This is a genomic window from Vibrio toranzoniae (assembly GCF_024347655.1).
In the GTDB taxonomy this organism is placed as follows: domain Bacteria; phylum Pseudomonadota; class Gammaproteobacteria; order Enterobacterales; family Vibrionaceae; genus Vibrio; species Vibrio toranzoniae.
Window position 1 is genome coordinate 1,120,715 of record NZ_AP025515.1, and the last position, 26,809, is coordinate 1,147,523.

Here is a 26,809-nt window from a genome sequence, read left to right on the forward strand (position 1 = left end):
TGAACCAGCGTTAAATCATTCCAGCCTTTGGCTGAATATCACGTTCTATCGACAACATTGAATTTTTAGCGGTTTTATTTGTGTGGGGTATTAGATACACAAATGCCAAGCATGTGCTTGGCATATTAATAAATCTACGTAGTGTAGTATGACCTTATTTAAGGTACTTCACGTGCGCTTCCATCTCTTCGCCAATTTGTTTTCGCATTTTCATTAGGCGAATAGCAGAATCTCTTAACTCGATGTCTTCTGGTGTTTCAGGAACCCATTCAGGCACTTTAGTTGGAGTGCCATTTTCATCTACAGCCACCATAATAACAATACAGTGAGTCGTCAGGCGGTTGTTAAGGTCTTTTGGATCGCTCGCTTGAACGTCTATTGCAATATGCATTGAAGATGAACCCGTGTAGATTACCTTCGCGCTGACCTCTACCAAGTTGCCTACATGGATTGGTGCGACAAATCGAATACCGCCGGCATAGGCCGTTATACAATACTTACCACTCCACCCTGCAGAACAGGCATAAGCCGCTAAATCGACCCATTTCATTACTGCTCCCCCATGAACCTTACCACCAAAGTTCACGTCCCCAGGCTCAGCTAAAAAACGCAGTATAACGTCTCGTTTACCATTTTTTTGGCTATTGTTACTGCTCATCTATCTTCCTTCATTATTATTGTGCTGCATAACATGTTTGTTACTTGCTAATAACAATATACTTAAGATGACATAAATTAAAGCGGATAATCTCACGGTTAAGACTATTTGTTCAAACAGATGACAAACCGGTGAGTATTGATGTCTATTGGTGTGGGAGGTGAGAGGTAAACGCTAGGTGGCTATTTTGTGAGTAAGCTGAGAAGAAGAAAAAACACCTAGCGCAATGCTAGGTGTTTTTAAGCCGTTAGATACTCATATTGGTACCTTTTTATATTTGCCAACTAACCGCTGTTTGTCCGGTTTAGTTTAAATGATTCTAACTTATTTACCACTAAAGTGGTAGTTAGGTTGCTTTGTTAATCAGCTCATCTTTTACTCTTTTACAAAGTATAGATCCTTTGCGTGAGTTTTGCCTTTCGGATTATTGATTGGTCACTACTTATGTACACTTGGTACTAACTTCAATCTTGTAAAGGCATTAATGTTAAAAGTACATTAAGTGATTTTTTAATCACGTTACACGTTTAAGTTGATTTTCCCACCTTGTGAACTTGTTGCAAAAGCTCACTGTAGCTAAGGAGCAGATACTGAGGAAATGTCGTAATCTAACCGATCTTAGCTTTGCTGTGGCAAAGGCGCTTCAAGTATCGGTTTTCTTTTAATTTGCGCGAGAATAACACCAGAGATCACCATCACACCGCCAATGATATGGAATTGATTAATCTCTTCACCTAACCATGTAGCAGCCAGTACAATCGCGACAACAGGCATTAAATTCATAAACATCGCACTGGAATCTGCTCCTATGGTGTCAATCGCCTTCACCCACATCCATGGCGCGAGAATAGAAGCAGCAACCGCAGCGTAAGCTATGAGCGGGATGGCTTGCTGTGATGGTATTAGTTGCTTACTTGTCAACCAAAGTGGAGTCAACATCGCTACGGCAAACAAACCTTGAACATAAATCACAACTCCGCTGCTAACTGGCATTTTCCAACGTTTTAGCAAAACACAATAAGAAGCGTAAACGAGTGCTGCAATCAGCATGTACCCATCACCTTGAGTGAGTTCTTGATGGATGAAGAACAGAGGATCTCCTTTACCAAGCATTAGTGCCAAACCCGACAATGACAATACACCACCAATAATACTTAAGCGCGAAATCGATTTGTGTAGTAAAGGAACGCTCAAGAAGACACTGAACAATGGTACCAAAGAAGTGATCAATGCCATGTTAGAAGCCGTTGTCGTTAAACCCGCGTAATAACCCAGAGATTGGTTCATCGCCATGCCTAAAAAGCCAAGGAAAGCGAGCTTAGGTAGGTTAGGCTTGATTATTGCCCATTGTTTTATCACTGAACGTATACAAAAAGGAGTAAGAATTAACATCGCGATGAACCAGCGGTAAAAACTCATTGCGCTAGGTTCAATGGCGCTTGCTGCAAGTTTATTGACGATTGCATTTGCGCCCCATATACAGACCGTAAAAAATGGTAAGAGGTAATACATGTTAGTTCCGTTGCAAATGATTTGATGCGGCTAGTTTGACAGGTCGTTATACTTATAGATATCTTTAAAAAGACATCAGACGCGATAGGAAGACAAGTTTGAAAAAACACTCGAGAAACCTTCATCCATCCTTATCAATTGATAAGGCACCATCCAACGTATTTATGAATTTCGAAGCGTTCTTATCGAACACCGAAACTCGTGTACATAGCCACCCTTGGGGGCAAGTGCAGTTGATCAGCGGTGGAATTCTTGAAATGGAAGCTGAAAATACTCGCTTCCTAGCACCGCCACATTTAGCTATTTGGGTACCTGCTGGGGTGACGCACTGTAGTTACAACCGTAAGCCATTGGACTACTGTTCACTAAATATTGCTCGTGAGCTAACTCATCACTTGCCTGAAAAAACAAGCTTAATAACGATTACTCCAATTGTGTCTTCGATCATTGATGACTTTCGTCAGAGAAGCATCAATGTTGCTGAGAGCGAGCAAGACCAAAGGCTAATCCAAGTATTACTGGATCAATTGGCTGAGCGTCAGGTTGAGCATCATTTTTTACCATCGACAGACAACAAATACTTAGCGCCGATCCTATCCGCTATAGAAGAAAACCCGACTGATGATATTTCCTTAAAAGATTGGGCAGAAAAAGTACACACGACAGAGCGTACTTTGTCACGACATTGCCAGAGTGAGTTAGGGATGAGTTTTACGGAGTGGCGATTGAGAGTACGCTACTTGTACTCTATGGATTTGTTGAGAAACGGCCAATCAGTCAAAGAGGTTGCTCTCACTTTAGGTTATAACCAAGCCAGCCCGTTCATTTCAATGTTCAAAAAATATTCGGGAAGTACCCCTGAACAATATAAGAATCGGTTGTTGTAATTCACTTATCTCGCTAAAACTGTATATTTTTCTGCTTTCTTTGATATTGAAGTATGCGTAACGCAATTTTTCGTCATCACTTCGTATACCAATAGTTCATCGACATCTTCGAGTGATTCACCTAGGCGGGTATGGTGAAAACTATCGGCATTCTGTTTCTGAACGATTTCGGCATTTTGTCTTGAGATTGAGGTGTTTGGTATACTCCTACACTCAATAACTGGAATCTGTCATGGGCAAGTCTACCTACCACGTTATTGAGGGTTATGTTCATCAATTCTCACAACTACATAGCCAATACAAAATCTAATCTAGATTTGGGTAGATATAGCTTCCTCGTTTTTTGTAGTCTAAGATTGAAATTATACGATAAGTTACTGCAGGGCTTTAAAAATGAAAGGGATTATAGTTGCTGTGATTGCCACCTTAATCTGTGGATGGTCGAGTTTTGGCGTAAGCAGAACACCCCAAACAGGCCATATTCCCAAGGTAAAAATTGCCGTTTCTTTAACTCCGCTTAGTACACCTTTGTTTATAGCAGAAAGGTTGGGCTTTTTCGTTGATAACGGTATCGATGTTGAACTCATCCCATGTGAAGGTGGCGTAAATTGCGCAAACTTACTTCAAAATAATACTGTGGACTATGCGACGGCGTCTGGGACTGTTGCTCTATTTAATCAGCATCAACACAATAATATATTAATACTTGCAAGCTTCGTTGCTTCGAGCAACGATATAAAACTACTGACCCTTGATCAATTAAAGATAAATAGCCTTCAAGACTTATCAGGGAAAAAAGTTGGAATTATCAAATCAAGTGCCAGCGAATTGTATTTTGACTTTCTCTTAATATCAAATGCACTTCAGGAACTCGATGTTGAAAGAGTATATCTTCAACCTCATGAAATGGTATCCGCTTTACTTTCTTTTCAAGTTGATGCCATATCCGTCTGGGAGCCATATGGATATAAAGCTTCGTTATTATCGACGACGCCTGTCATTGATTTAGGATTAAAGGGTATTTATCAACTTTCTTTCAATTTACTCGCAAAATCTCCTAGAACCATATTAAGTTCGACAGATAAAGAAATTTTGTCTGCAATTTATCAAGCGACTCAATGGATTGAAAATCACCCTAGTGAAAGTATTTCGTTGATCTCAAATGAATTAGGAGTTAACCCTCAGCAGGTTAAGTGGGCGTGGGGGGATTATATATTTGAATTAACTAACGGTTATACTTTGCTTTCAAATTTACAGCTACAAGCGAGGTGGGCCTCAGAAAGAAAAATAATAGAAGGAGAGCCCATAGACGTTAGGTCATTTATTGACGATGCTGCGTATAGTGATCTTCAAACAAGCGGAGTTATTAAATGATTCATTCTTTAATATTTAAGATGAAAATTTTACTCGGTATTAGCGTGGTGATGGCTTTTTCGACAGCATGGTTGCTTTATGAACTCTACAACAGCCATATCATTGCGACTAATAACCAAAACCAGCTTGTTAATCTTCAAAGAGAAGTCAGTTCTCTACAAGGGCAATTATGGCTATTCTTAGAGTATCAAGACAATAAGAGTTATAATAACTTAGTTAATCAGCAGGCCAAGTTTTCTCTTGGTATAGAAGAATCTAATATTCCAAAACCTCAAATAAAAAAAATTAAATTGCTAAATACCCAACTCGAAGAATTGATTGAGCAAGATAAGAAGTTTCAAATAGTTGTAAAAAATTCGATTCAAGATTCAAACTCCCTGATGCAAAGGCGTGCATTACTAAACGCTCGATATAACATGTTAATACAAAACATACATGAACACTTAGCGACCCAGCAAAAAAGAGAGTTATTACAAACGGAGAAGAGGACCGAAAATACAATCATTGATATTACGCGAGTACTCGCTCTGTTTTTTTTCGCTATCACAGCAATCTCTTACCGTTTGCTTAGAAAGTTCCGGACAGGATCGACAGCTATATCTGAAGGGATAATGAAGATCAAGGCTCGCGATTTTTCTCATCGGATAGAATGTGCCAATATTGACCTAGAATTTAGTTCTTTAGGTGAAGCTTTCAACACTATGAGTGAGGAATTAGAGCAAAATGTAGTGACAAAATCTGTATTGGAAAATGAAGTTAATAAACAAACACTAGAGCTTAAACGGCAAAAGGTTGCACTGGAATATTTGTCAGATCACGATTCCTTAACCGGAGTGATGAATCGACGTTCCTTTGAAGTGAGCCTTAAGGCGATGATATCAAGAGCCCAACGAACGGGAAGAATTATAGGAGTTCTGTTTATAGATTTGGATAAATTCAAATCTATAAATGATAATCACGGACACCGAGTTGGTGATCAAGTTTTAGTTAAGGTAGCCGAACGTTTGCGAGAAAATACTCGATGTACCGATCTTGTCAGTCGATACGGAGGTGATGAGTTTGTTATTGGTTTAGATTTGCTTGATGATAAAGAGTCAGTCTTAGACAAAAAAACACAATTAGTTAGCGCTATAACGCGAACAGTTTCTATTGACAGTACTGATTACCAAGTGGGTGCAAGTATCGGTATATCCTACTTTCCCGATGACGGTGATAGCTACGAGCAACTTATTAATTCAGCTGATAAGGCCATGTATGTAGCGAAAAATAAAAAATTGGACTCTGTTTTATTGAAAAGTTATCAAGTCAATAACAAAGTAGTGTAGTTAATGTTAAGTCATGATTTATATTTTAATCATAATAGATATATCGGCCTTAGCATGAAGGCTACCTTGTTGTTACTTAAATTAAATCCCTTCAAGTAAAACTTTTGAAGGGATTTTAGCTAACCAATGGATTGTTTATTAAGTCATGTATTTAATTGGTTGCTTGTGCCAAATGATTAGCGGCATCACTAATCACTTTCTGTTATTTTAAAAGCGTTGGGCTTAACGTAATTGCTTAACCAGTTGTCGAGCACATGTTGTAGCGCATCCAATGAAGTCGGCTTTTCTAGGCGGCCATCCATCAATTTACGTATCATATCTAATTCGTATTGTCCTGACTCTCCAGACAGTGCAATGATAGGTACATGGGGCGAACGAGCCTTGATTACTTGGCTTGCGTCAAAGCCATTCATTACTGGCATTTGCACATCCATTAAGATCAAGTCTACTTGGTTCGTTCTACACAATTCGATGGCATTTTCACCGTTTTTTGCTTGTATGCTGTTAACCCCAAGTCGAGTTAAATACATTTGAACAAGCGTACGTTGTATTTCTTTGTCGTCGACAATAAGTACTGTCGGTGCTTGGCTACCACTTCCTGCTTGTTTTACTGGCTGAACGTCGGCTTTGGCTTTATCTTCTGCCGTTGTTTGGCTTTGTTTCCAACCATTGAAGTAAGGTGTACGCAGCGTGGCTGCTTTGGGAGCGTTAGGCACAACCGGGAAATACAACTTGAACTCAGTAAACTCACCAAGTTTAGATTGGCATTCAACTCTACCACCAAATGAGCGCATAACGCGTTGGCAATAACCTAAGCCTAAGCCGCTACCACCGCTTTTTTGGTGAGAAAAAAAGTCATCGAAGATCTTGTGAGAAATGGTTTCGTCAATGCCTGGGCCTGTATCTCGGAATTTGAGTACGTTTTCGTAAGATCCGACTGTGGTACTGATTTCAATTTGGCTATCTGGATACGAGTCAAAGTAATAGATCGCATTACGTATTAAGTTAAAAATAACGAAGTTAAATAAGGTCTCATTCAGTTTTACTACAAAATCATCATGTTGTGGTAAACGAATCCGCTCAATAATATTCTCATTTTCGAAACCATAGTGGCTTACAGCCTGATCTACGGCTTTGTGAATAGAGGTCATCGTAATTGGTTCATGTTCTGGTGAGCTATCACTGACTTCGCGTAAGATGATGTCAATCAGCTGTCGCCCACGTTGGATCGCAGCTTGGCCGTTCTCGATATCAAGTAGGATCTGTTTCGCAGGCGCTTGATTGTCAATGTGCTGTTTTAGTACTTCGAAATGCAGTTGTACTTGAGCAAGCGGGTTACGCATCTCATGGGCAATGGAGTTAGCCAGTGCTCGACTTTGGCGAATGCGCTTATCTGCTTCGATGGTACTTTGTACACGAGTTAATAATGTCTGTAGCGCAGAGATCTCTTCATTAGAGAACATCTGATCATTGCTCTTGTGTGAAGAAACCAATAAGTGTGTGACTGACTCACCCTGGCCAAACAACGGCATCACCAAGGCGGTGTTGTTGGAACGCATTTTGTCATAAAGTGCTTTTATTGAGCGTTTCATCGGCGCTGTGTAACCTAGCTCCTCAGAAAGTTCATCGAACACCAAAACTGACTTGTTTGTCGAAAGGTAATCCTCGTAGAGGGTTTCATTGTAGTTACTGTTAATGAGCCGTAGCTTGTCCTCTGGAATTTGTAGTAGGTGACCTAAGCGACGCATCGCATCATCAATAGAGAGCTTGAAATCTTCTTCCAGAGCAAGGATTTGCTGGACTGGTGTTTTTGGGTTTCCGTAAATCAAGAAAGAGGCATAGCGACTCACGCGTTTGTAGAGAACATGCCAGGTGATACCGATAAGTGCGCAGATTGGGACTGCTACTAGCCATTGATTGTTGTCGGTCAATGGGATGAATACAGCGCCGAAAGGTATCACTAAAATAATACAAGCCAACAGCGCGTTGAGGCTCATGTAGGCGAGATACTTCACACTGTAGAAGCGCGAGGTTAGCAGGGCATAACCAACGAATAACATTTCACTAATAGACAATGCAGGAGGCAACCAAGTGAGTGAGAAATCACGCAAAAAATAGGTCATACCGAGGTGGATTGTCGCGGTCGACAGCATGAATACCAAGATACCTGCAATCATGTAGCTGGTTTTAGTTAATGTGAGCTTGCTACTGTTGGCGCGCATGGCCATTAGGTTACTTAGTGTAAGAACAACAAAACTAATCATTCCAATGAAAAAATATGGCGTATGCGGACCGAATTCAATAACGAATTTGCTAGGGCCAGTAATGGTGACATCTTCAACGGTTAACCCCGGACTTAAGTTAATAAAGAAGGAGTAGACCGTAAAAGTAACGAAAATAGCTTGTTGCCACAGGCGGACCTTACCATTACGCTGCTCTGCAGCGAGTTGGCACGAAAAGTAGTAGGCGAAGGCAAATGCAAAGAACGAGGCAAGATTGGCAATTTTTGCGGCCAATATTGCGGCTGAAGTGCCAAGATCCGGCAACAAGTCGGTATGAAAGTAGGCGTTACTGCTGATCCACGCAACAATACAAACCGAGTACGCGATGTAAGGTGCATGGTGTGTACCTGCGATCACTTCGTTTTTTTGTTTAAGGCGATAGCAATAGTAGAGTAACCACATTACGACCACAGCAACCGTCGCAAGAAGCGTTATCGCTTTGGCGTGGATGACTGCTTCTAAGCCGAAATCAAACATGTTCATCCTTATTTACCGAGCTTGGTTTATGTACAGAGTTTGGTTTTTCTATCGAGACAAGTTTTCTGCTTTCACGAACTCGGTGTTTGTAACGGCGAAAATCTGTGTCATTGAACACTTTTACCAACATTTCTAAATTCCAGAACCCGCGATAAATTGTTGTACCGTCACCATTTAACTCGCAATATCCAGAGTGAAAATAGGCTTTCGGGTCGATAGCTTGATAAAACTGAAGCATGAAAGGTTGCTCAATAATGGTGAAGCCGATTTTGTAGCCAACTTGGTGTAATACGCTCATCAACTCTTTTTGAGCGAGATAGAGGAAGTAGAGCTTTTGTTGGGTATTCCCGCTTACTGTTAGACGGAGGATTTCACAAATAGCGCTCTCATCGGTCAATTGTAATTGGAACTGATTATCAAATTCAGGCAAAGAGTAACATTTTGACAGTGTCGACGGCGTGAAAAGCTGTAACTTTACTAATTGCTCGTAACCATGACTTGGTAAACAATATTGCCATTGCTCATTACTGAACGGCGGTGCGTAACTTAACCAAGTTTCATTCTTTGACCAGTCTTGAATGAGCGCAGAAGAAACCAGTGTAGGAAAGGCTTCGTTAGCTGGGTGCTTGAGCAGAATAAAGTGCTTACCCGTTTGAGATAGGTGCAGTAAAGGCAGCATCTCAAACCATTTTTCACCCTTTATGAATACCTCAAGATTGCTCAAAGCGATAGCATCGCATATTGGCATTCCTTGTGGGTGACTCGGTGTTTGTACGATAAGTTGATCATTCTCTATCTGTTCAATGATCGCACCATAGTAAGCACTATCTTCAACGGGAAGATCTACAGAAGAGTGGAGCGGTGCTTTTAATGGTGACTTTGCTTTGATTACGGCAATTTCACACTCACACCAAAATTCTAACCAATGCATGTAGCACTGGCCTACGACGGTTTCAAGTTGAGTTATCTCGGATGATAAGGTGCTTGGATAGCGCTGAATGAGATCCCGGTAATCCATTAATTCAAATAATACAGAGAAGCTCTTGTTTTGGTGTTCAGAGAAGAGTAATTCTAATTGGTTTCTACGATAGTTTGTGACGGTATGGAAAAGAGCTGCGCGCTCCTGTGGCTGATAAGCATCAATAACGAGTTTTATTAGCGCTCGTTGTTTTTTTTCGATAGACAGACTGCTAGCCAACAGTGAGTCTAAAGACGACGTTAATTTCATGTAGTTAGCCTAGCCTGGGTTTATTGATTTTTATTCGATCTGGCACCAGTCACCGGACATTTATTTTAAGTATGTGATGTAACGTTACATAGAGTGAGCAACAACAACTCTCATCTATTACGTGAAGCATAAATTGCATAATCGGGCCAAGTTTACTACTTACGCTTACCCTTAACAACATCGCTTTATCATGTAGATGTTAATTATTAAATTATATTACTATCAGTATCTTACGTTAGTTTTTTATACTTTTAGCCTGACGTGTTCATGTCGAGCACTCACTTTTGGGTTCGATAAATGAGTGTGAAATATCTATTTTTTGAACCAACCTCATAATTAATACGCAACAGAATTCACCTTATGAATTGCAAGGAATATAACGGCGGCCTTAAATATATAATCAATTCATGAGTGTTGTTATGTCTCATACCCGTTTATTTCCACGTCATCGTTTGGCACTGGCTCTTGTTCTTGCCAGTATTTCCAGTTTTACTTTTGCTCAACATCAGTGTGATGTTACTGACCTTCAGCGATCTCCTGATCTCACCCTCGCTGTTTCAGCTGCGGACAGTAGCTGTTATAGCTCTTGGTTCTCAGCCCCGGATAATTCATTAGATAATATCTACAGTGAAGCGAGTCTAAGCCGTATTCAAACTGTACTTGACTTAGAAATTGCCCGTTACCGAGGTGAAGCTGAGCAAGCACGTAAACTGGAGAACCTTGGCGAGTTTATTCGTGCGGCTTATTACGTTCGCTATAACGCGCAAGCACAAGACTTCAGCGAAGCGTTGAGTCAGCGATTTGCTCAATCAACCAACGCTTTTTTAGCTAACCCTAACGCGCTAGATCAAGGTCGTGAACAAGTCGGGGCAATGAAAAGCCTGACGTTGATGGTCGATAACGTTAAGCAATTACCACTGACCATGGATGCACAGCTTGCGGCACTTCGTCAATTCAACCGAGAAACCGCACAAGATACTCAGTGGGTTGATGGTCTCAACAATCTATTTCGCGCAATGGCAGGACATGTTGCTCGAGATGACTTCTACGATTACATGGCTAACCATACACAACACATCGATACGTTGGCGGTATTCGCGCGTGATAACATGTGGGCTTTGGACACGGATGCGAGCTTTCTGGTTTATAACGCCGTGCGTGAAACGGGTCGCTTGTTGGCAAGTCCAGATAAAGCAACCAAAGACAAAGCATTGCGAGTGATGCAACAAGTGATGGCACAAAACCCACTGGGTAGCGAGCACGATAAGCTATGGTTAGCGGCAGTTGATATGATGGGCTATTATGCACCAGAAGGGCTGAATGAGCTTGATTTAGAGCAAGCGAAACACGACGTAGCAACACGTGTACTTCCCAATCGTCATGAGTGTCAAGGGCCTGCGATTATTCGCTCACAAGATTTAACTCAAGCACAAGCGATGGAAGCTTGTAATGTGTTGGCTGCCAAAGAGGCCGATTTCCACCAAGTCGCGAATACGGGGCAACAACCTGTCGCCGACGATAACAACAACCGAGTTGAAGTGGCGGTGTTCAGCAGCAAAGGCAGTTACATAGATTACTCTTCATTCTTATTTGGTAATACCACAGACAACGGCGGTCAGTATTTAGAGGGCAACCCTGCAGAGGTGGGTAACGTAGCGCGTTTTGTGGCTTATCGTTACGCCAATGGCGATGACCTTTCTATTCTCAACTTAGAGCATGAATACACTCACTACCTCGATGCACGCTTTAACCAGTATGGATCGTTTAACGACAATCTGGCACACGGTTATGTGGTGTGGTGGTTAGAGGGATTTGCCGAGTACATGCATTACAAGCAAGGTTACGATGCAGCGGTTGGCCTTATAAGCAATGGAAAAATGACGCTGTCGGATGTGTTCGCGACTACATACTCTCACGACACTAATCGTATCTATCGCTGGGGTTACTTAGCGGTGCGCTTTATGTTGGAAGAACATCCGCAAGACGTAGAAAGCTTATTGGTATTATCTCGCTCTGGTCAGTTTGCTGAATGGGCGCAACAAGTGAGAGCCCTTGGGTTGCAATATAATGGTGAGTTTGAACGTTGGTTAGACACAGTTTCAAGTAAACCAACAGGTCCGATTGATCCTACAGAGCCGACGGACCCTACAAAACCGACAGATCAAGTCAAAGTACTTGCTGAAAATCAAAGTGTGGTGTTGAGCGGTGAGGCGTACAGCGAGCAGTTGTTCTATGTTGATGTGCCAGAGAACGCAACGCATTTTGAGGTTGCAATTCGACGCGAAGGTGAAGGACACGGCGATGCGGATCTGTACATGAGTTATAACAGAGAAGCACATTACTATGACTTTGAGTTTAGCCAGTATCGAGACGACAGTAATGAGTTAGTGACGTTTGATCCTGAGCCGTCAGGTTATATTAAATCAGGTCGCTACTACATGAGTATCACAGGTCGATCTGATTTTAGTAATGTGACATTGGTGGCATCTGTGGAGACAGAAACGCCAACACCACCAACACAAGATAAAGATGATTTAACACCGGTAGTATTGGAATCCGGTCACGCTCAAACCCTTACCGTTCATCAACGACGCTACGCTGCAGTCTATGTTCCGCAAGGTGTACAAGAAGTTCGAGTGTGGCTGAATGATAAAAGTAATAATGCGGAAAATGGACAGTCAAACACAGGCAACGTCGACTTATACGCAAGCAATTCATATTGGCCAACGGCAGGGCAACATGAATATCAGTCTGACTCCAATGGAAGCAATGAATATTTACAAATACCGATAACTGAAGCGGGTTATCTGCACTTCTTGCTTGATGCAGAGCAACAAGGGGATGAAGTCGAAATGTTGGTGTATTTTCATTAATAAAACAGACATTAACACAAACAGTATTAACTGAAACATCACCTACTTAAATGGTTAAGTATCTGGTAGGTAGACAGATAAAAGCCGGACATCAGTTCAGTGTCCGGCTTTGTATTTCTGACAGTGTTCTGTGTTTATGGGTTAGTTACAGCGTAATCTCTGATGAAGTGATGACATTCGAGGTTTAAGCTTTCCTGCATATAAAACATCATTTCGAGTGACCTCTCGTGAATGATAGATGTAGAGAGAATTTATGAAGAAAGTACTATTGGCAACCTTGTTTAGTGTCGTTGCGTTAGCTGGATGTAGTCAGAAAACTGAGGTTTCTGAACAATCACAAGAGAAAACGAATCCTATTTGTAGCACTAAGAACCTGACCGGCGGTTGGTCACAAAGTGACATCACACGAGAAGCTAAGCAAGCGTTAGATGTGGTTCTAGGGCAAATGAATACCACTGCTAAGCTCAAAAAAATAGTGGGTGTTCGAACTCAGGTAGTCGCTGGTTTAAACTATGCTATCGAGTTTGAAATGGATAATGGTGAAGTGTGGAATACCATCGTTTATCGCTCTCTTCAAGGTGATATCGAAATAATGCAAGCCGTACAACAAGGTCGTTTGTGCTCATAGTTTAGTTTTTAAGATCTGATATTTTTAGAGAATCTATATTTATAGATAAGCTATGCTTGCAGACAGAGAATAGCAAATGGCTCCGTAACGGGAGCCATTTTTGATTCTGAAGAGGGGCTATGTAGTGAATCCCATAAAAATTGTTGAATTCGAACTCCTATAACTCTTTCACACAAGCACGACTTATGTCTTCATCAATGTAGGCCATCCCAAGTTTGTTGAGATAGTCCATGCGATCAGCAGTACGTAATTCTATGTCAGGGCCTACAATGTTGTTTTCTTGATAGATCTGACCCAAGTGTTCTATGAATTGCTCTCCCGTATTCATCATTAGTAGGCTCATAGCACCAACGTCTGGTCTTACTTTTTCACGTTGTTGTTCTGATAGGTTCACCGCTAACACGACTGGTAGTTCTGTACCTGCAAAACGAACACTGCGCTCACGAACGGTTTGTTGAGCCCAGTAATACGCGAGCTCTTTACTCTGAGTTAAAAAGATAGGTTGGACGGATTCTGTGTAGTCGTTTCCGATAGTAGCCATGGTTTTTAAGGCAGCTTCGGTGAGTGATTTGTCGCCAGAGCGCTTGAGCCCTTGAGCTTTAATTGAATCAAGTAAGGCAGAAGATGTACCGTGATACCAAGTCTCACCAGTAGCGAAACCATTTTCTGACAGCAGTGTTTTAGCATCTTGTAGGTGTGTCGGTATTGAAGTCATAGGCACTCTCAATAAATAGGAAAATCATCAAACAGAATGTGCTCAGTTTAAACAGAATTTTTCAGGGCAACAGTGGTGTGGAACACAAATCTGAGGCTTTGAGATGAAGCTGGCAGTACTAGCTTCATCCCAAAACCTCCTCCCTCCCAGCACCTAACAGGGAAAAGGGAAGGGGAGATTTTAGAGGGGAAACGCTGTTAACGATTAATCAAATTGATTAGACGTATTCGCTTCACCCGCTGCCTTTAGTGCATTTTCGCCAGCAAAGTATTCTTTGTGGTCGTCACCCATATCAGAACCAGACATATTTTGGTGTTTAACACAGGCGATACCTTGGCGGATTTCCTTACGTTGAACATTAGCAACGTAACCCAGCATGCCTTGGTCACCAAAGTACTCTTTAGCTAGGTTGTCGGTAGACAAAGCAGCAGTGTGGTAAGTCGGTAGAGTGATCAAGTGGTGGAAGATACCCGCTTCACGAGATGCGTCCGCTTGGAATGTACGAATCTTGTCGTCAGCACTTGCAGACAGTTCAGTTTCGTCGTATTCCGCGCTCATTAGGTTCGCACGATCGTAAGCTGATACATCTTTACCTTCAGCAACCAATGCATCGTAAGCTTGCTGACGGAAGTTTAGTGTCCAGTTGAATGATGGAGAGTTGTTGTAAACCAGTTTCGCGTTAGGGTGAACTTCGCGAACGCCGTCCATCATCTCTTTGATTTGACCGATGTGTGGTTTCTCAGTTTCAATCCAAAGTAGATCAGCACCTGCGTTAATAGCTTCAATACAGTCAAATACACAACGGTCTTCACCGGTACCTTCGCGGAATTGGTATAAGCCTGAAGGTAGACGCTTAGGTCGAACTAGCTTGCCGTCACGGTTAAAGCAAACGTCGCCTTCTGCCATATCTGCAACATCGATCTCTTCAACATCTAGGTATGAGTTGTAGACATCACCTTGGTCGCCCGGCTCTTTCACTACGGCGATTTCTTTTGTTAGACCAGCACCTTGTGAATCAGTACGAGCAACAATGATGCCGTTATCGATGCCTAATTCAAGGAATGCGTAACGAAGTGCGCGAAGTTTTGCGTGGAAATCAGCGTGTGGCACCGTTACTTTGCCGTCTTGGTGACCACATTGCTTCTCATCGGCAACTTGGTTTTCAATTTGTAGACAACAAGCGCCCGCTTCAATCATCTGCTTAGCCATTAGGTATGTTGCTTCCGCATTACCGAAACCTGCATCGATATCTGCGATGATTGGCACCACGTGTGTCACATGGTTGTCGATTTTGTCTTGGATAGTGTCTTGAAGGTTAACATCGCCCGCTTCACGTGCAGCGTCTAGTTCACGGAATAAACCACCCAGTTCACGAGCATCCGCTTGGCGCAAGAAGGTGTATAGCTCTTCTACTAGGCCTGCAACCGATGTTTTCTCATGCATTGATTGGTCTGGAAGTGGACCGAAGTCAGAGCGAAGTGCAGCTACCATCCAACCCGAAAGGTATAAGTAGCGGCGATCTGTCTTGCCATCAAAGTGCTTTTTAATTGAGATCAGTTTTTGTTGGCCGATGAAACCATGCCAGCACCCCAGAGACTGAGTGTATTGAGAGCTATCCTTGTCGTAAGCCGCCATGTCTGCACGCATAATATCAGCCGTGTATTGCGCAATATCTAAACCGGTTTTGAATTTGTTTTGAGCTCGCATACGAGCAGCAGATTCAGGGTTAATTGCATCCCATGGAGCACCAGCAGCGCTTTTTGCAACTTCAATCTTTTCGATATCTTGTGTAATTTGCGACATAACTATTCCTTAGTTTCACGTGGACATGTTGGCCAATTCGGCGAGGTCATTTGATTTGGATTAAATCTAACCATGGACAAAGAATAACCATGTATGTGATAATTTTGTTAATTTATAGTTATTATATTCGGTATTTTTCTTATGAATATTGCTCGTATAGACCTTAATTTACTTGTGTATTTAGATATGCTGCTACGCGAAAGAAACGTAACACGAGCGGCAAATCAATTAGGAATCACTCAGCCAGCTATGAGTAATGGACTGCGCCGATTGCGTGATCTGTTTGAAGACCCACTGTTGGTGAGAACCAGTGAAGGAATGGTTCCAACTGAGCGCGCGCAAAAGTTGCAGCCGCTGGTTCGCAACATATTGGCGAATGTAGAAAAGACACTCCAGCCCACCACTGAGTTTAGGGCAGAAGATAGCGAACGTGTGTTCCGTATCATGGCGAGTGATTATGCTGAATCAACCCTTATTCAGCCGTTGCTCAAGAAGTTGAGTGAGATAGCACCGAAAATACGACTGGATATAATGACGCCAAGTGATGTGAGCTATCAGGATGTAGAGCAAGGCACTGTGGACATTATCATCAACCGTTTTGATGACATTCCACAATCCTTTCACCAGATGAGCCTTTGGCATGACGGGTTCTCTTGCCTATTCAGCTGTGATAATCCAATAGCCGATAACTTTGATATTTTGTCTTATTTAAAGGCGCAACATATCTGGGTAAGTAAGACGGGGATGGGAACCGGAGTCGGGATCAACCCAAGTGAAGCGCAAAAGCTCGGTTGGATAGATGAAGCGTTAATGCGTATTGGTAAAACCCGAAATATCACGGTGTTTACCCGACATTACCTATCTGCGATTCTCTTTGCTCAGCAGAAAAACCTTATCCTTACTATTCCAACTAAAGCCGCGCAATTGCAGCGCAACAATCCTAATTTGTTAATCAAACCAGCCCCATTTGCGATTGAACCTTTTGAGGTGAAAATGGCGTGGAGCCCATTATTACAAACCAATCCAGACCATCAGTGGATGCGCCGATTGATTAAAAGCGTCGCCAATGAAATAGAAAGCGGTGTGACGGAATAACATAGCTTGCATGGTATTTTTTATATGAATATTCAGTATAACTGGCATAAATTAGCTAAATTTACGCCTGTTAAGTAAGTTTAAACGAGTTATTTAAATTTAAGTCAGTTAAGTAAATATATTGAGTAGTCATCAGTTAGCTTGAGAGAGATTTTATGAGCAGTCGTATTCAACAGGGAAGCTTGAACATTGATAGCACCCTCTACCAATTAATTAATGAGCAAGTCATTCCTGGAACAGGCATTGTTGCAGAAGACTTTTGGCAATCTTTCGCAGCCATCCTTAAAGATTTGGCACCAAAGAATCGAGCTCTGCTTATCAAGCGTGACGATCTTCAACATCAAATCGATGTGTGGCACCAAGAACGTGCTGGTCAAACACTGGATGCGGCCGAGTACAAACAGTTCCTACAGCAGATTGGCTACCTAGTGCCTGAAGGCGAAGACTTCCAAGTTACCACCACAAGCGTAGAGCCTGAAATTGCAACACAAGCTGGGCCGCAGCTTGTAGTGCCTATTATGAACGCGCGATTTGCACTTAACGCGGCTAATGCGCGCTGGGGCAGTTTATACGATGCGCTTTACGGCACCGATGTGATCAGCGAAAGCGACGGTGCAGAGAAAGGTGGAAGCTTTAACCCTGTTCGTGGCGCTAAAGTCGTGAGCTATGCTCGCGGGTTCCTTGATGACGCCGCACCGCTGAATGGTGTTTCTCATAAAGACGTAACCAAATACAGCATCAGCAATGTGAGCATCGGCAACACGCTGACAGCAACGCTAGATAATGGCGAAGAAGTCACTCTAATTGATCGTAACCAGTTTATTGGTTATCAAGGAGACGCAAGCGCGCCTTCTTGTATCCTGCTTAAACACAACAATCTCCATATCGAAATTCAAATCGACCCGAGCGCGCCAATTGGTAGCGTCGATGTGGCAGGTATTAAAGATGTGCTGGTGGAATCGGCACTGACCACGATTATGGATTGCGAAGATTCGGTCGCAGCGGTTGACGGTGAAGACAAAGCATTGGCTTACCAAAACTGGTTAGGCTTAATGAAGGGTGATCTGCAAGAGTCGCTAGAGAAAAACGGTAAAACCATTGTTCGTAATCTGAATCCCGATCGTCAATACACCAGTGTGACGGGGGGGGAAATCTCACTTAAAGGTCGCAGCATGTTGTTCATACGCAACGTGGGCCACCTAATGACGAACCCTGCGATTATTGATGCCGAAGGTAATGAAGTGCCTGAAGGTATTATGGATGGCATGGTGACATCGCTCATTGCAATGCATGATTTAAAGGGTAATAGCCCGTACCAAAATTCGACCGCGAACAGCATCAATATTGTAAAACCTAAGATGCATGGCCCAGAAGAAGTGGCTTTCACCAATGAGTTGTTTGGCCGCATTGAAGATGCATTAGGTTTAGACCGCTTCACGATTAAAGTTGGCATCATGGACGAAGAGCGTCGTACCTCTGTGAACTTGAAAGAGTGTATTCGCGCAGCCAAAGATCGTGTCGTCTTTATCAACACAGGTTTCCTAGACCGAACGGGTGATGAGATCCATACCAGTATGGAAGCGGGTCCGTTTGCTCCTAAAACACAGCTTAAAACCATGACTTGGATCGGCGCATACGAAGATCAAAACGTTGATCTTGGCTTAGTTTGTGGCCTGCAAGGTAAAGCCCAGATTGGTAAAGGTATGTGGCCAGAACCAGATAACATGGCCAAGATGATGGATGCAAAAATCGGACACCCACAAGCGGGTGCAAATACTGCTTGGGTTCCATCACCAACGGCTGCGACTCTGCATGCTTTGCACTACCATAAAGTGAATGTACCAAGCCGTCAGAAAGAGCTTCGCGAGCGTGTGAGAGCAAATGTTGACGATATTCTAACTATCCCGTTGCTAGGCAATCAAAAGCTGACTGCTCAAGATATCCAAAATGAATTGGACAACAATACGCAAGGTATTCTTGGTTACGTAGTGCGTTGGATTGACCAAGGCGTAGGTTGTTCGAAAGTACCTGATATTAACGATGTAGGGCTAATGGAAGACCGAGCGACGCTGCGTATTTCAAGCCAACACATCGCTAACTGGTTACGTCACGGTATTTGCGATGAAGCCCAAGTAATGAAAACCATGAAGCGCATGGCAGCAGTGGTTGATGAGCAAAATGCAGGGGATCCAAGCTACCAAAACATGGCGCCTGATTTCGAAAACAGCATTGCGTTTTCAGCTGCGTGTCAGTTGGTATTTGAAGGCTGTGCTCAGCCAAGTGGTTACACCGAGCCTGTATTGCATGCTATGCGACTGAAGTTAAAAGCACTTGCATAAAACAAGGCTGCTAAATTGTTAGATAGCTAGAGAACAAAATAGCGAAGCAACCGTGTTACAGAATAACTAAATAACAACGTCACTCAATAATAAAACCACTAAGAAAAGAAACACCCATTTAAACCGAGCCCAAGGTGCCGCGCTATATAGCGCGGCTTTTTTTTTGAGTGTTTTCGGGAATGGAAAGGGAAGAACTGACTTAGTGATAAAACGTATTCACAACTAACTTCATTTTCCACCAAAACAAAGATACTTGATATCCATGTACTCATCGATGCCTTCTTTAGCGCCTTCGCGGCCAATACCTGATTGCTTAACCCCACCGAAAGGTGCAACCTCAGTTGAGATCATGCCGTCGTTAATTCCAACCATCCCGTACTCAAGCGCTTCTGCTATTTTCCACACTCGGTGGATATCCTGGCTGTAGAAGTAAGACGCCAAGCCATAAATGGTGTCGTTCGCCATTTCGATCAGCTCTTCATCGCTATTGAACTTCATAACAGGAGCGACAGGGCCAAAGATCTCTTGTTGAACGATGTCCATATCGTGCTTCACGTCTTTAAGAATGACAGGCTGAATGAATCGGCCCGCAAGCTCTTGTGTTGGGGTGACAGGCAATGCACCTTGTTCAATGGCGCGGTCAATCAAACCTTGAATGTTCTGTTTCGCTCTTTCACTGATCACTGGGCCAATATTTACGCCTTCGTCTAATCCGTTGCCAATTTTGAGTTGCTGCACCGCTTGGTCGAATTTAGCCACAAACTCATCGTGCACTTTGCTATGAACATAGAATCGGTTAGCACAAACACAGGTTTGCCCTGCATTACGGAATTTCGAAGCCATTGCGCCTTGAACCGCAGCATCGATATCGGCATCGTCAAACACAATAAATGGAGCATTACCGCCAAGCTCCATCGAGGTACGTTTGATGCCTTTTGCCGCTTGAGCCATCAAGATACTGCCGACGCGAGTAGAACCTGTAAAAGAGATCTTCTTGATCAATGGATGTGATGTGAATAGCTCACCAATCTGTTCTGGGCTGTCACCCAATACCACTTGAAGCAGATCTTTAGGGACACCCGCTTGATAAGCCAGCTCAACAACAGCAAACGCAGAAAGTGGCGTTTCGTCAGAAGGCTTCACAATAAAACTACACCCAGCCGCTAGAGCAGGCGCAGCCTTACGAGTGATCATCGCAATCGGGAAGTTCCACGGTGTGATGGCACATGCGACGCCAATTGGCTGCTTGATTGTCACTAAACGCTTATCCCCAGCGGTACTTGGAATCGAGTCACCATAAGTGCGCTTGGCTTCTTCGGCGAACCATTCAATAAAGCTTGCACCATAAACCACTTCGCCAGCAGCTTCTACCAACGGCTTGCCTTGTTCAATCGTCATTAAGTGAGCAAGATCATCCTTGTTTTCAAGGATCAGTTGATGCCAAGCCTTCAATATCGCAGCACGAGATTTAGCAGGAATTTTCGCCCACTCTTTCTGCGCAATATGAGCTCGCTCGATAGCACTGTCTAATTCCGCCTCAGATGAGATAGGCGCATGCCCAATAAGCTCACCCGTTGCTGGATTGCTCACGGCAACCGCGTTATTCGCTTCTGTCACCATAAAAGAGAGTAAGCGCTGGTTATTAATTTCTAGCATGTGATTCCTTCTTGATGATTACTTAACACGTGTTGGTGCTGTTATTGAGTTGATGTCTATGGCAGTGCTGATGATTCGCTTTAGCCTACCAAGGTTATTCTTGCGCCCAGTTGTCTGCCTCTATCTTTGCCAATGCTTTCGCGGCTTTTTGTAGAGCAGGTAGGAACTTGATCGCTTCGTCTGGTTTCACTCGAATCACTGGTGCTTGGATTGCTAAACCGAGATTGGATTGACCGGTTGGCGATGGAATGAGTACCGCAATACACACCAAACCCGGTAGAAACTCTTCATCATCAATCGCAAAGCCTTGGATCTTCGCTTGTTCGATGTCTTGCTCTAACACTGAGTAGTCAGTGATGGTTTTGACTGTGTACTGAGTCAGTGGCACGTTTTCGATCAGTCTTCTGCGTTGTGATTTCGACATGTGAGCCAAAAACAGTTTGCCTGTCGCTGAGCAGTGCACAGGAACGCGAGAGCCAGGCTGCAAGTGGAAGCGAAGTGGCGCTTCGGTCTCTGCGCGGTCAAGGTAGATGATCTCACCGCTTGATAGTGCGGTTAGGTTGCAGCTCTCGCCGACTTCTGCTCGTAGGTTTTCAAGAATCGTGCGTCTTGCGCTGTGCATGGTGCTGTTGAACAGAAGGTTTTCAGCCAACTTTCTGAGTCGAATACCAGAGCTGTAATGTTTTTCATCACCGTCTCTTTGAATGATGCCTGCGGATTCTAATTGTTGCAGCATACGGTGCAGAGTGGGTTTCGGTAGTCCGGTTTCTTCAACGAGCCCTTGAAGGGAAATAAACTCGTCTTTTTGCGCTATCACCTCTAATAGTGCAAAAAGTCGGAGAGTGGGCGTATCTCCTTGAACTTGTGGTGTTTCTGTTTGCATACAGTGATTCATCCTTGCGATATGTCTATGTGTAAGAGTGTACATATCAAATCAATATTCTTCAATTATCTGAATAAAATTTGACCTTTTTTATTATTTCAATAATATAAATGTAAATTATGGAACAATTAATCTCAATAAATGGAATTTTAAGATGAAAGCAATTGAACGGATTATTGATAAGGCGCACTTAGATCGTAAGCGTGTGGTTTTGAGCGAAGCGGAAGACCCTCGTGTACTCAAAGCGGCACGATTAGCGATAGATAAGCAGCTCGCTTATATCACGCTGGTGGGCGACGAAAAGGCGATTATCGAAGCCGCTCAGTTGCATCATATTAACCTTGCGGGCATTCACATTGTTTCACCACAAACATCAGCACTTAAAGTTGTGTTGGCTGAACGTCTGTATGAGTTAAGAAAAGCCAAAGACATGACTTATGAAGGTGCATTGGAGAAGGTCAAAGACCCACTGATTTTTGCCAACTTGATGGTGAGAGAAGGGTTAGTAGACGGCACGGTCAATGGCGCGGTTTATACCACGTCTGATGTGGTGCGAGCTGCGTTGCAGATCATAGGTCCAGCACCAGACAGTGAATTGGTATCGAGTTTCTTTTTAATGATGTTGTGCGAGCCTTTCCACAACCTTAAAGGCGGCATGATTTTCAGTGATTGTGGTTTGGTGATTAACCCCAATGAAACCGAGCTTGCATCAATTGCAGTGGCGGCATCAAACAGTGCACAAACGCTGTTGATGGAAGAGCCGAAAGTGGCAATGCTCTCGTTTTCGACCAATGGCAGTGCCAAGCATGAATCGGTTGATAAGGTGCGTAATGCCGCCCAGTTAGTGAAGCAGCGTTGCCCGGGAATTGCGGTTGATCAGGACGTTCAACTCGACGCGGCGATTGTGACTGAAATAGCAGCGAAAAAATTGCCCGATTCAGAGGTGAAGGGCGAATCTAACGTGTTGATATTTCCTAACCTAGAAGCTGGCAATATTGGTTACAAACTTGCTGAAAGGTTAGGTGGTGCGGTCGCGATTGGCCCGTTGCTGCAAGGGCTGAATCAACCTGCCAATGACTTATCCAGAGGGTGCAGCGCCGAAGATATCTTCAATGTAATCGCGGTGACTGCCGTGCAAGCACAGCAAGGCAAAACGGCAAGTCCAACGATGGATATTGAAGCTGATTCTAAAGAAACTCAAGAAGCTACAGAAAGAGCAGAATCAGAATTTGAGTTTAGGTACTAAGACTCAAATTCAAAGCTCGCTACATACTAAGTAAAAACACCTAATTAGGATTGCCAATGGAGTTACCTGTTTTACTCGCCATTCTCGCCACTATTGCGGTGGGTACCTATTTCCAAACTGTCACGGGGTTTGGACTCGGCATTATCGTGATTGGTCTTACGGTCAGCCTTAATCTGGTTTCGTTGCCCGTGATTGCTGCCGTGGTCAGTATTGTGACCTTGTTTAATTGTTTTGTTGCGTTGATGGGCAAGCCACTGCTTGGTGAACTCAAGATTCTGGTGATGTTAGTGATCGGTATTATTCCCGGGGTGTCGCTTGGTGTGCTTTTGCTGGACGAATTGAGCGACTCAGCAACACATATCCTGAGGGGGCTATTGGGCGCTATGGTGTTATTCGCAGGTCTGAGCTTTATGTTCAAACCTAAAACCAGAAAAGACCGCTCGGCAACGGTATCCTTCTTGTTGTCTGGCTTTAGTTCTGGGCTAGCGGGCGGGCTGTTTGGGATGGCGGGCCCACCGATTGTTTATCATCTCTATCGACAGCCTTTTACGCTCGATCTGGTACGAAGTATATTGCTGATGGTGTTCGCTTGTACGTCGATGTCTCGTACCGTTAATGTCTACGCAGCAGGCGACATGGAACCGAGCATACTGTGGTTATCCGCTATTGCTGTTCCTTTGGTGGCGCTTGTTACTATGTTTGCTCGGCGCTTCCCACCGCCGTTGTCGAATGACCAACTTAGGAAGTTGGTATTTATGGTGTTGATGTTGATTGGTGGGTATTTGATGGCTGTTTCTGCATGGTCGTTGCTTGGCGCTTCGTAAACCATTCTCTTCCTAACCATTCTCGACAAAGGAGGCTAGCGGTTCGCTAGCCTAAGCTTTCCTGTTTAAACACGCTTTAGCATCTCAAAGATGCTCCTAGATAACCCAAATAGGCAGCTCTCTTGCACATCTAAAGTGATGTTACTGCGGTAGTACGGGCTTAAATCGACGCCTATTCCCACGCCATGAATCTCAATATCGTTTTTGCTCGACTCACGTTCAATGACTTGTTTTAGGTGGTTATCCAAATAGAACTGATCATTGGCTGTGCTGGTGGCGGTATCCATCGGACAGCCGTCTGAGAACACAATCAACACCTTTCGCTGAGCACTGTGCTGTTGCAAGCGCTGACTAGCGAACTGAACCGCCTCGCCATCAATCCCTTCTTTAAAGATGTCTGCTTTGCGAAGGCTCGCAATGCCAAGGCGAGAGCGTCTCCAATGGGTATCAAAATCCTTAAACACGATATGTCGAACTTCGTTTAAACGGCCTGGGTGTTTCAGTTGACCTTGCTTGAGCCACTGTCGGTAAACCTTGCCACCGTTCCAGTTGTTGGTGGTGAAGCCGATAATCTCAAAAGGAACGTTGGCCAGTCCAACGGATTTGAGAATCGTATCCATCAGTAGACTCAGTTTGTGGCTGTGTTTTTGCATTGAGCCTGAGCAGTCCATCAAAAACGTGATGGCACATTGATGGGATGCGCCAATCTCTGGCTGATAAAAAACAGCACGATCCAACGGCGAAGTGATGAGCTTGGTGATGGTGGTGGCGTTAACAATGCCTTCTTCTAAATGATCCTGACGTCGATTCCTTTGGGGCGTCGCAACAAAGCGGGTGAGCATAGCGGCCAAGCGGCGAGTGTTCACTTGTCTCGCCATAATGTCATCGGTGAGCTTTTGCCTCAGTTCGAGTAATAGGGCGCGCCTGACGAGTTTATCTGCGGCGACCACTTGGTCAAATTCTGAATTAAAGACCTGATAATTGGCGCCCGACAGTTCGAACACCTTGCTGTTGCCTGTGATGTCGGCATCGATGTCTTCATCTTGAATGTCACCATCAACGATAAGGGCCAGTTGCGCGAGAATCTTGATGTCTTCTTCAACCGTAGGTGTCGGTGAGTTATTACTCTCTTGTTCTTGGTTGATGAGCTCTTGCGCTACAGAGGCGAGTTCATTGGCGCAGTGAGCAAACTGTTGTTGGTCGGCTCGATGTTCCTTCAAGCGCTTCAGGCTGCTTCCGAAAATAGGTACGATGCCCGCACGAGTTGATTCAATGGTTTCAGCAATCTGCTCAGAAACTGGAACACCGGTTAAGTGAGTGTGGATGACCTGCATCAGCGTGAACAGTAACATCCCAATTCGTGATTCAGTGAAGCCATTCTGATGATATTGATCGCTCCAATACGCAAAGTTGAACTGAATGCTCTTAGTCACGCCTTTTAGGTAAGACGGGACTTGTGACTCGATTCGTACCTGCTCGCAGAAATCATACAGCAGACGTTCGACTTCGTTTTTAGGTCGCAGTGAACAGTGAAGATCAGTATCTGAAAACAAGAGTCGCAGCGCCGATGAATCGATCTTGCCTTGCATTGAAAGTTTGCTGTTTGTTAGCTCATGGCGAGACACAAAGGTGAGATCGTTGGTGTGTGCAGACTGATAATAGCAGGGGCTGTTGCCGTTATAGAGACGCTCTCCCCGATAGTTCAGGTTCAGTTCACCACTGATCGCTCTAGCGACAGACACACCAAGGTCGAGGATCTTTTTCTGCTGAGAAGAAACATTGGCCATGGTTTACGACTCCGAGTGTGAATAGTTTTGAGTAGGTGTTTCTAAATATTCACCAAAGCAACGGAAATAGTATTCGCTAACCAGTTCTTTCTCTTCGTCTTCACAGCGATTCAAGAATGACAGTCTAAATGCCGTCGCTACATCGTCGAATATTCGAATGTTTTCGGCCCATGTGATCACGGTTCTCGGAGACATTACCGTCGACAGATCGCCCACTATAAAACCATTTCGCGTTAAACCAGCGGTTGCGATCATTTTCTCAACTAATTGCTGACCACTTTCATTGTTCAGTTCTGGGCGCTTGGATAACACGATCTTGGCTTCATGTCGCGGATCTAGATAGTTAAGCGTGGCGATGATGTTCCATCGGTCAAGTTGGCTATGGTTAAGTACTTGAGTTCCGGAATATAACCCCGAGAAATTACCCAACCCCAGCGTGTTACAGGTAGCAAATAGGCGAAAAGAAGGGTGAGGTGTGATCACTCGGTTTTGCTCTAAAGAGGTGTATTTGCCGTCTTGCTCTAAGAGTTGTTGAATCACAAACATCACATCTGGTCGGCCAGCATCGTATTCGTCTAACACCAGAGCGATGGGTTGCTGGATGCTTTGCGGAAGAATGCCTTCTTTAAACTCCGTCACCTGCATTCCATCTTTAATGACGATGCTGTCCTTTCCTATGAAATCCAAGCGGCTTAAGTGTCCGTCTAAGTTGATCCTTAAACACGGCCAATTTAATCTCGCGGCAATTTGTTCAATGTGAGAAGACTTGCCCGTTCCGTGTGTACCTTGTATCAGCGTGCGGCGATTAGAGGTGAACCCCGCCAATATCGCTAGCGTTACTTCAGGATCAAAACAGTAGTTAGGATCGACCTTGGGTACATACTCTCCCGCATGTTCAAACGCCAATACCGTTAGGTTGCTGTCGATTCCAAAACACTCTCTCACACTTACTGGTTGTGTAGGTATCAATTCCGGATCATTCATTTTTGTTCCCTCTCAATAGCTTCCATTGACTGCCTCGATGGGCGATATGTCACCGATTATTAACAGCTCACTCTAAGTTAACGACACTTTTTGTACGAAAAACTATCAATAATGTGATCCGGTTTTATTAATTAGAATGATTTGTTCCAATTTAATATAAAAAGTTGACGCGCAAAAAATCTACTACTAAGGTGAAAATGAATTCGAAAAAGAGACAATTCATTCCGAAAAAT

19 protein-coding genes are annotated in these 26,809 nt (G+C 43.6%); 9 read left to right on the plus strand and 10 right to left on the minus strand.

The genetic code is table 11. The features are described from left to right. Positions 1-154 precede the first annotated feature (154 nt). Together OCU50_RS19320 and OCU50_RS19325 are read right to left on the minus strand one after the other, a co-directional pair. Positions 155-658, minus strand: coding sequence for an acyl-CoA thioesterase (locus OCU50_RS19320; protein WP_017057916.1), 504 nt, complete (start codon positions 656-658; stop codon positions 155-157). Positions 659-1,276: 618 nt separating this feature from the next. Further along, complete coding sequence (locus OCU50_RS19325) at positions 1,277-2,170, minus strand: DMT family transporter (RefSeq protein ID WP_017057917.1); 894 nt, start codon at positions 2,168-2,170, stop codon at positions 1,277-1,279. Positions 2,171-2,268: 98 nt separating this feature from the next. Between OCU50_RS19325 and OCU50_RS19330 the strand changes: the two genes are divergently transcribed. From OCU50_RS19330 to OCU50_RS19345, 3 genes are all read left to right on the plus strand, one after another. Beyond that, positions 2,269-3,057, plus strand: a complete 789-nt coding sequence (locus tag OCU50_RS19330; protein ID WP_060469303.1) for an AraC family transcriptional regulator — start codon at positions 2,269-2,271, stop codon at positions 3,055-3,057. Positions 3,058-3,450: 393 nt separating this feature from the next. After that, positions 3,451-4,431: an ABC transporter substrate-binding protein gene (locus OCU50_RS19340; protein WP_060469304.1), complete on the plus strand. Its 981-nt coding sequence runs from the start codon at positions 3,451-3,453 to the stop codon at positions 4,429-4,431. Continuing rightward, positions 4,428-5,756 (plus strand): GGDEF domain-containing protein, encoded by a 1,329-nt coding sequence (locus OCU50_RS19345; RefSeq protein ID WP_060469305.1) that lies wholly within the window; start codon positions 4,428-4,430, stop codon positions 5,754-5,756. Before OCU50_RS19340 ends, OCU50_RS19345 begins: the two co-directional genes overlap by 4 nt. A gap of 188 nt (positions 5,757-5,944) precedes the next feature. Here OCU50_RS19345 and luxN read toward each other — a convergent pair whose 3' ends face one another. Together luxN and OCU50_RS19355 are read right to left on the minus strand one after the other, a co-directional pair. Beyond that, entirely contained in the window at positions 5,945-8,515 is a 2,571-nt protein-coding gene (luxN, locus tag OCU50_RS19350; RefSeq protein ID WP_060469306.1) for a quorum-sensing autoinducer 1 sensor kinase/phosphatase LuxN, read from the minus strand. After that, positions 8,508-9,743 carry an acyl-homoserine-lactone synthase gene (locus OCU50_RS19355; RefSeq protein ID WP_060469307.1) on the minus strand — a complete coding sequence of 412 codons (1,236 nt, stop codon included), beginning with the start codon at positions 9,741-9,743 and terminating at the stop codon, positions 8,508-8,510. The genes luxN and OCU50_RS19355 overlap by 8 nt, the downstream gene beginning before the upstream one ends. 419 nt (positions 9,744-10,162) lie before the next feature. Here OCU50_RS19355 and OCU50_RS19360 point away from each other — a divergent pair, with 419 nt between their 5' ends. Together OCU50_RS19360 and OCU50_RS19365 are read left to right on the plus strand one after the other, a co-directional pair. After that, the gene (locus OCU50_RS19360) at positions 10,163-12,616 is read left to right on the plus strand and encodes a M9 family metallopeptidase (protein ID WP_060469416.1); all 2,454 of its coding nucleotides are present in this window, start codon (positions 10,163-10,165) and stop codon (positions 12,614-12,616) included. A gap of 253 nt (positions 12,617-12,869) precedes the next feature. After that, the gene (locus OCU50_RS19365; RefSeq protein WP_060469308.1) at positions 12,870-13,244 is read left to right on the plus strand and encodes a cystatin domain-containing protein; all 375 of its coding nucleotides are present in this window, start codon (positions 12,870-12,872) and stop codon (positions 13,242-13,244) included. Between the two features lie 157 nt (positions 13,245-13,401). Here the strand turns inward: OCU50_RS19365 and OCU50_RS19370 are convergent, their stop codons facing one another. Together OCU50_RS19370 and OCU50_RS19375 are read right to left on the minus strand one after the other, a co-directional pair. Continuing rightward, positions 13,402-13,959, minus strand: a complete 558-nt coding sequence (locus tag OCU50_RS19370; RefSeq protein WP_060469309.1) for a hypothetical protein — start codon at positions 13,957-13,959, stop codon at positions 13,402-13,404. A 204-nt stretch (positions 13,960-14,163) separates the two neighbouring features. Beyond that, on the minus strand, positions 14,164-15,762 hold the full coding sequence (locus OCU50_RS19375) for an isocitrate lyase (RefSeq protein WP_060469310.1): 1,599 nt from the start codon (positions 15,760-15,762) through the stop codon (positions 14,164-14,166). A 141-nt stretch (positions 15,763-15,903) separates the two neighbouring features. On the opposite strand from OCU50_RS19375, the gene OCU50_RS19380 reads away from it, so the two are divergent. Then, positions 15,904-16,857: a LysR family transcriptional regulator gene (locus OCU50_RS19380; RefSeq protein ID WP_017057927.1), complete on the plus strand. Its 954-nt coding sequence runs from the start codon at positions 15,904-15,906 to the stop codon at positions 16,855-16,857. Positions 16,858-17,012: 155 nt separating this feature from the next. After that, positions 17,013-19,196, plus strand: a complete 2,184-nt coding sequence (locus tag OCU50_RS19385) for a malate synthase G (protein ID WP_060469311.1) — start codon at positions 17,013-17,015, stop codon at positions 19,194-19,196. Positions 19,197-19,424: 228 nt separating this feature from the next. Here the strand turns inward: OCU50_RS19385 and OCU50_RS19390 are convergent, their stop codons facing one another. Together OCU50_RS19390 and OCU50_RS19395 are read right to left on the minus strand one after the other, a co-directional pair. Next, complete coding sequence (locus OCU50_RS19390; protein WP_060469312.1) at positions 19,425-20,852, minus strand: NAD-dependent succinate-semialdehyde dehydrogenase; 1,428 nt, start codon at positions 20,850-20,852, stop codon at positions 19,425-19,427. 94 nt (positions 20,853-20,946) lie between these two features. Continuing rightward, positions 20,947-21,735, minus strand: coding sequence for an IclR family transcriptional regulator (locus OCU50_RS19395; protein WP_017057930.1), 789 nt, complete (start codon positions 21,733-21,735; stop codon positions 20,947-20,949). A gap of 154 nt (positions 21,736-21,889) precedes the next feature. On the opposite strand from OCU50_RS19395, the gene pta reads away from it, so the two are divergent. Beyond that, the gene (gene pta / locus OCU50_RS19400) at positions 21,890-22,981 is read left to right on the plus strand and encodes a phosphate acetyltransferase (RefSeq protein WP_060469313.1); all 1,092 of its coding nucleotides are present in this window, start codon (positions 21,890-21,892) and stop codon (positions 22,979-22,981) included. Between the two features lie 56 nt (positions 22,982-23,037). Beyond that, positions 23,038-23,805, plus strand: a complete 768-nt coding sequence (locus tag OCU50_RS19405; RefSeq protein WP_060469314.1) for a TSUP family transporter — start codon at positions 23,038-23,040, stop codon at positions 23,803-23,805. Positions 23,806-23,870: 65 nt separating this feature from the next. Here OCU50_RS19405 and OCU50_RS19410 read toward each other — a convergent pair whose 3' ends face one another. Continuing rightward, a complete protein-coding gene (locus OCU50_RS19410) occupies positions 23,871-25,592 on the minus strand; it encodes a cobaltochelatase CobT-related protein (RefSeq protein WP_060469315.1) in 1,722 nt (573 codons plus the stop codon). A gap of 3 nt (positions 25,593-25,595) precedes the next feature. Next, on the minus strand, positions 25,596-26,576 hold the full coding sequence (locus OCU50_RS19415; RefSeq protein ID WP_060469316.1) for an AAA family ATPase: 981 nt from the start codon (positions 26,574-26,576) through the stop codon (positions 25,596-25,598). Positions 26,577-26,809 lie beyond the last annotated feature (233 nt).

What these genes read in the sequence shown, in the direction of transcription:
- OCU50_RS19320 (WP_017057916.1), bottom strand. Translation starts at nt 658, where the DNA reads ATGAGCAGTAACAATAGCCAAAAAAATGGTAAACGAGACGTTATACTG.
- OCU50_RS19415 (WP_060469316.1), bottom strand. Translation starts at nt 26,576, where the DNA reads ATGAATGATCCGGAATTGATACCTACACAACCAGTAAGTGTGAGAGAG.
- OCU50_RS19340 (WP_060469304.1), top strand. Translation starts at nt 3,451, where the DNA reads ATGAAAGGGATTATAGTTGCTGTGATTGCCACCTTAATCTGTGGATGG.
- OCU50_RS19375 (WP_060469310.1), bottom strand. Translation starts at nt 15,762, where the DNA reads ATGTCGCAAATTACACAAGATATCGAAAAGATTGAAGTTGCAAAAAGC.
- OCU50_RS19360 (WP_060469416.1), top strand. Translation starts at nt 10,163, where the DNA reads ATGTCTCATACCCGTTTATTTCCACGTCATCGTTTGGCACTGGCTCTT.
- OCU50_RS19370 (WP_060469309.1), bottom strand. Translation starts at nt 13,959, where the DNA reads ATGACTTCAATACCGACACACCTACAAGATGCTAAAACACTGCTGTCA.
- pta (WP_060469313.1), top strand. Translation starts at nt 21,890, where the DNA reads ATGAAAGCAATTGAACGGATTATTGATAAGGCGCACTTAGATCGTAAG.
- OCU50_RS19325 (WP_017057917.1), bottom strand. Translation starts at nt 2,170, where the DNA reads ATGTATTACCTCTTACCATTTTTTACGGTCTGTATATGGGGCGCAAAT.
- OCU50_RS19410 (WP_060469315.1), bottom strand. Translation starts at nt 25,592, where the DNA reads ATGGCCAATGTTTCTTCTCAGCAGAAAAAGATCCTCGACCTTGGTGTG.
- OCU50_RS19345 (WP_060469305.1), top strand. Translation starts at nt 4,428, where the DNA reads ATGATTCATTCTTTAATATTTAAGATGAAAATTTTACTCGGTATTAGC.
- OCU50_RS19390 (WP_060469312.1), bottom strand. Translation starts at nt 20,852, where the DNA reads ATGCTAGAAATTAATAACCAGCGCTTACTCTCTTTTATGGTGACAGAA.
- OCU50_RS19385 (WP_060469311.1), top strand. Translation starts at nt 17,013, where the DNA reads ATGAGCAGTCGTATTCAACAGGGAAGCTTGAACATTGATAGCACCCTC.
- OCU50_RS19355 (WP_060469307.1), bottom strand. Translation starts at nt 9,743, where the DNA reads ATGAAATTAACGTCGTCTTTAGACTCACTGTTGGCTAGCAGTCTGTCT.
- OCU50_RS19380 (WP_017057927.1), top strand. Translation starts at nt 15,904, where the DNA reads ATGAATATTGCTCGTATAGACCTTAATTTACTTGTGTATTTAGATATG.
- OCU50_RS19395 (WP_017057930.1), bottom strand. Translation starts at nt 21,735, where the DNA reads ATGCAAACAGAAACACCACAAGTTCAAGGAGATACGCCCACTCTCCGA.
- OCU50_RS19365 (WP_060469308.1), top strand. Translation starts at nt 12,870, where the DNA reads ATGAAGAAAGTACTATTGGCAACCTTGTTTAGTGTCGTTGCGTTAGCT.
- luxN (WP_060469306.1), bottom strand. Translation starts at nt 8,515, where the DNA reads ATGTTTGATTTCGGCTTAGAAGCAGTCATCCACGCCAAAGCGATAACG.
- OCU50_RS19405 (WP_060469314.1), top strand. Translation starts at nt 23,038, where the DNA reads ATGGAGTTACCTGTTTTACTCGCCATTCTCGCCACTATTGCGGTGGGT.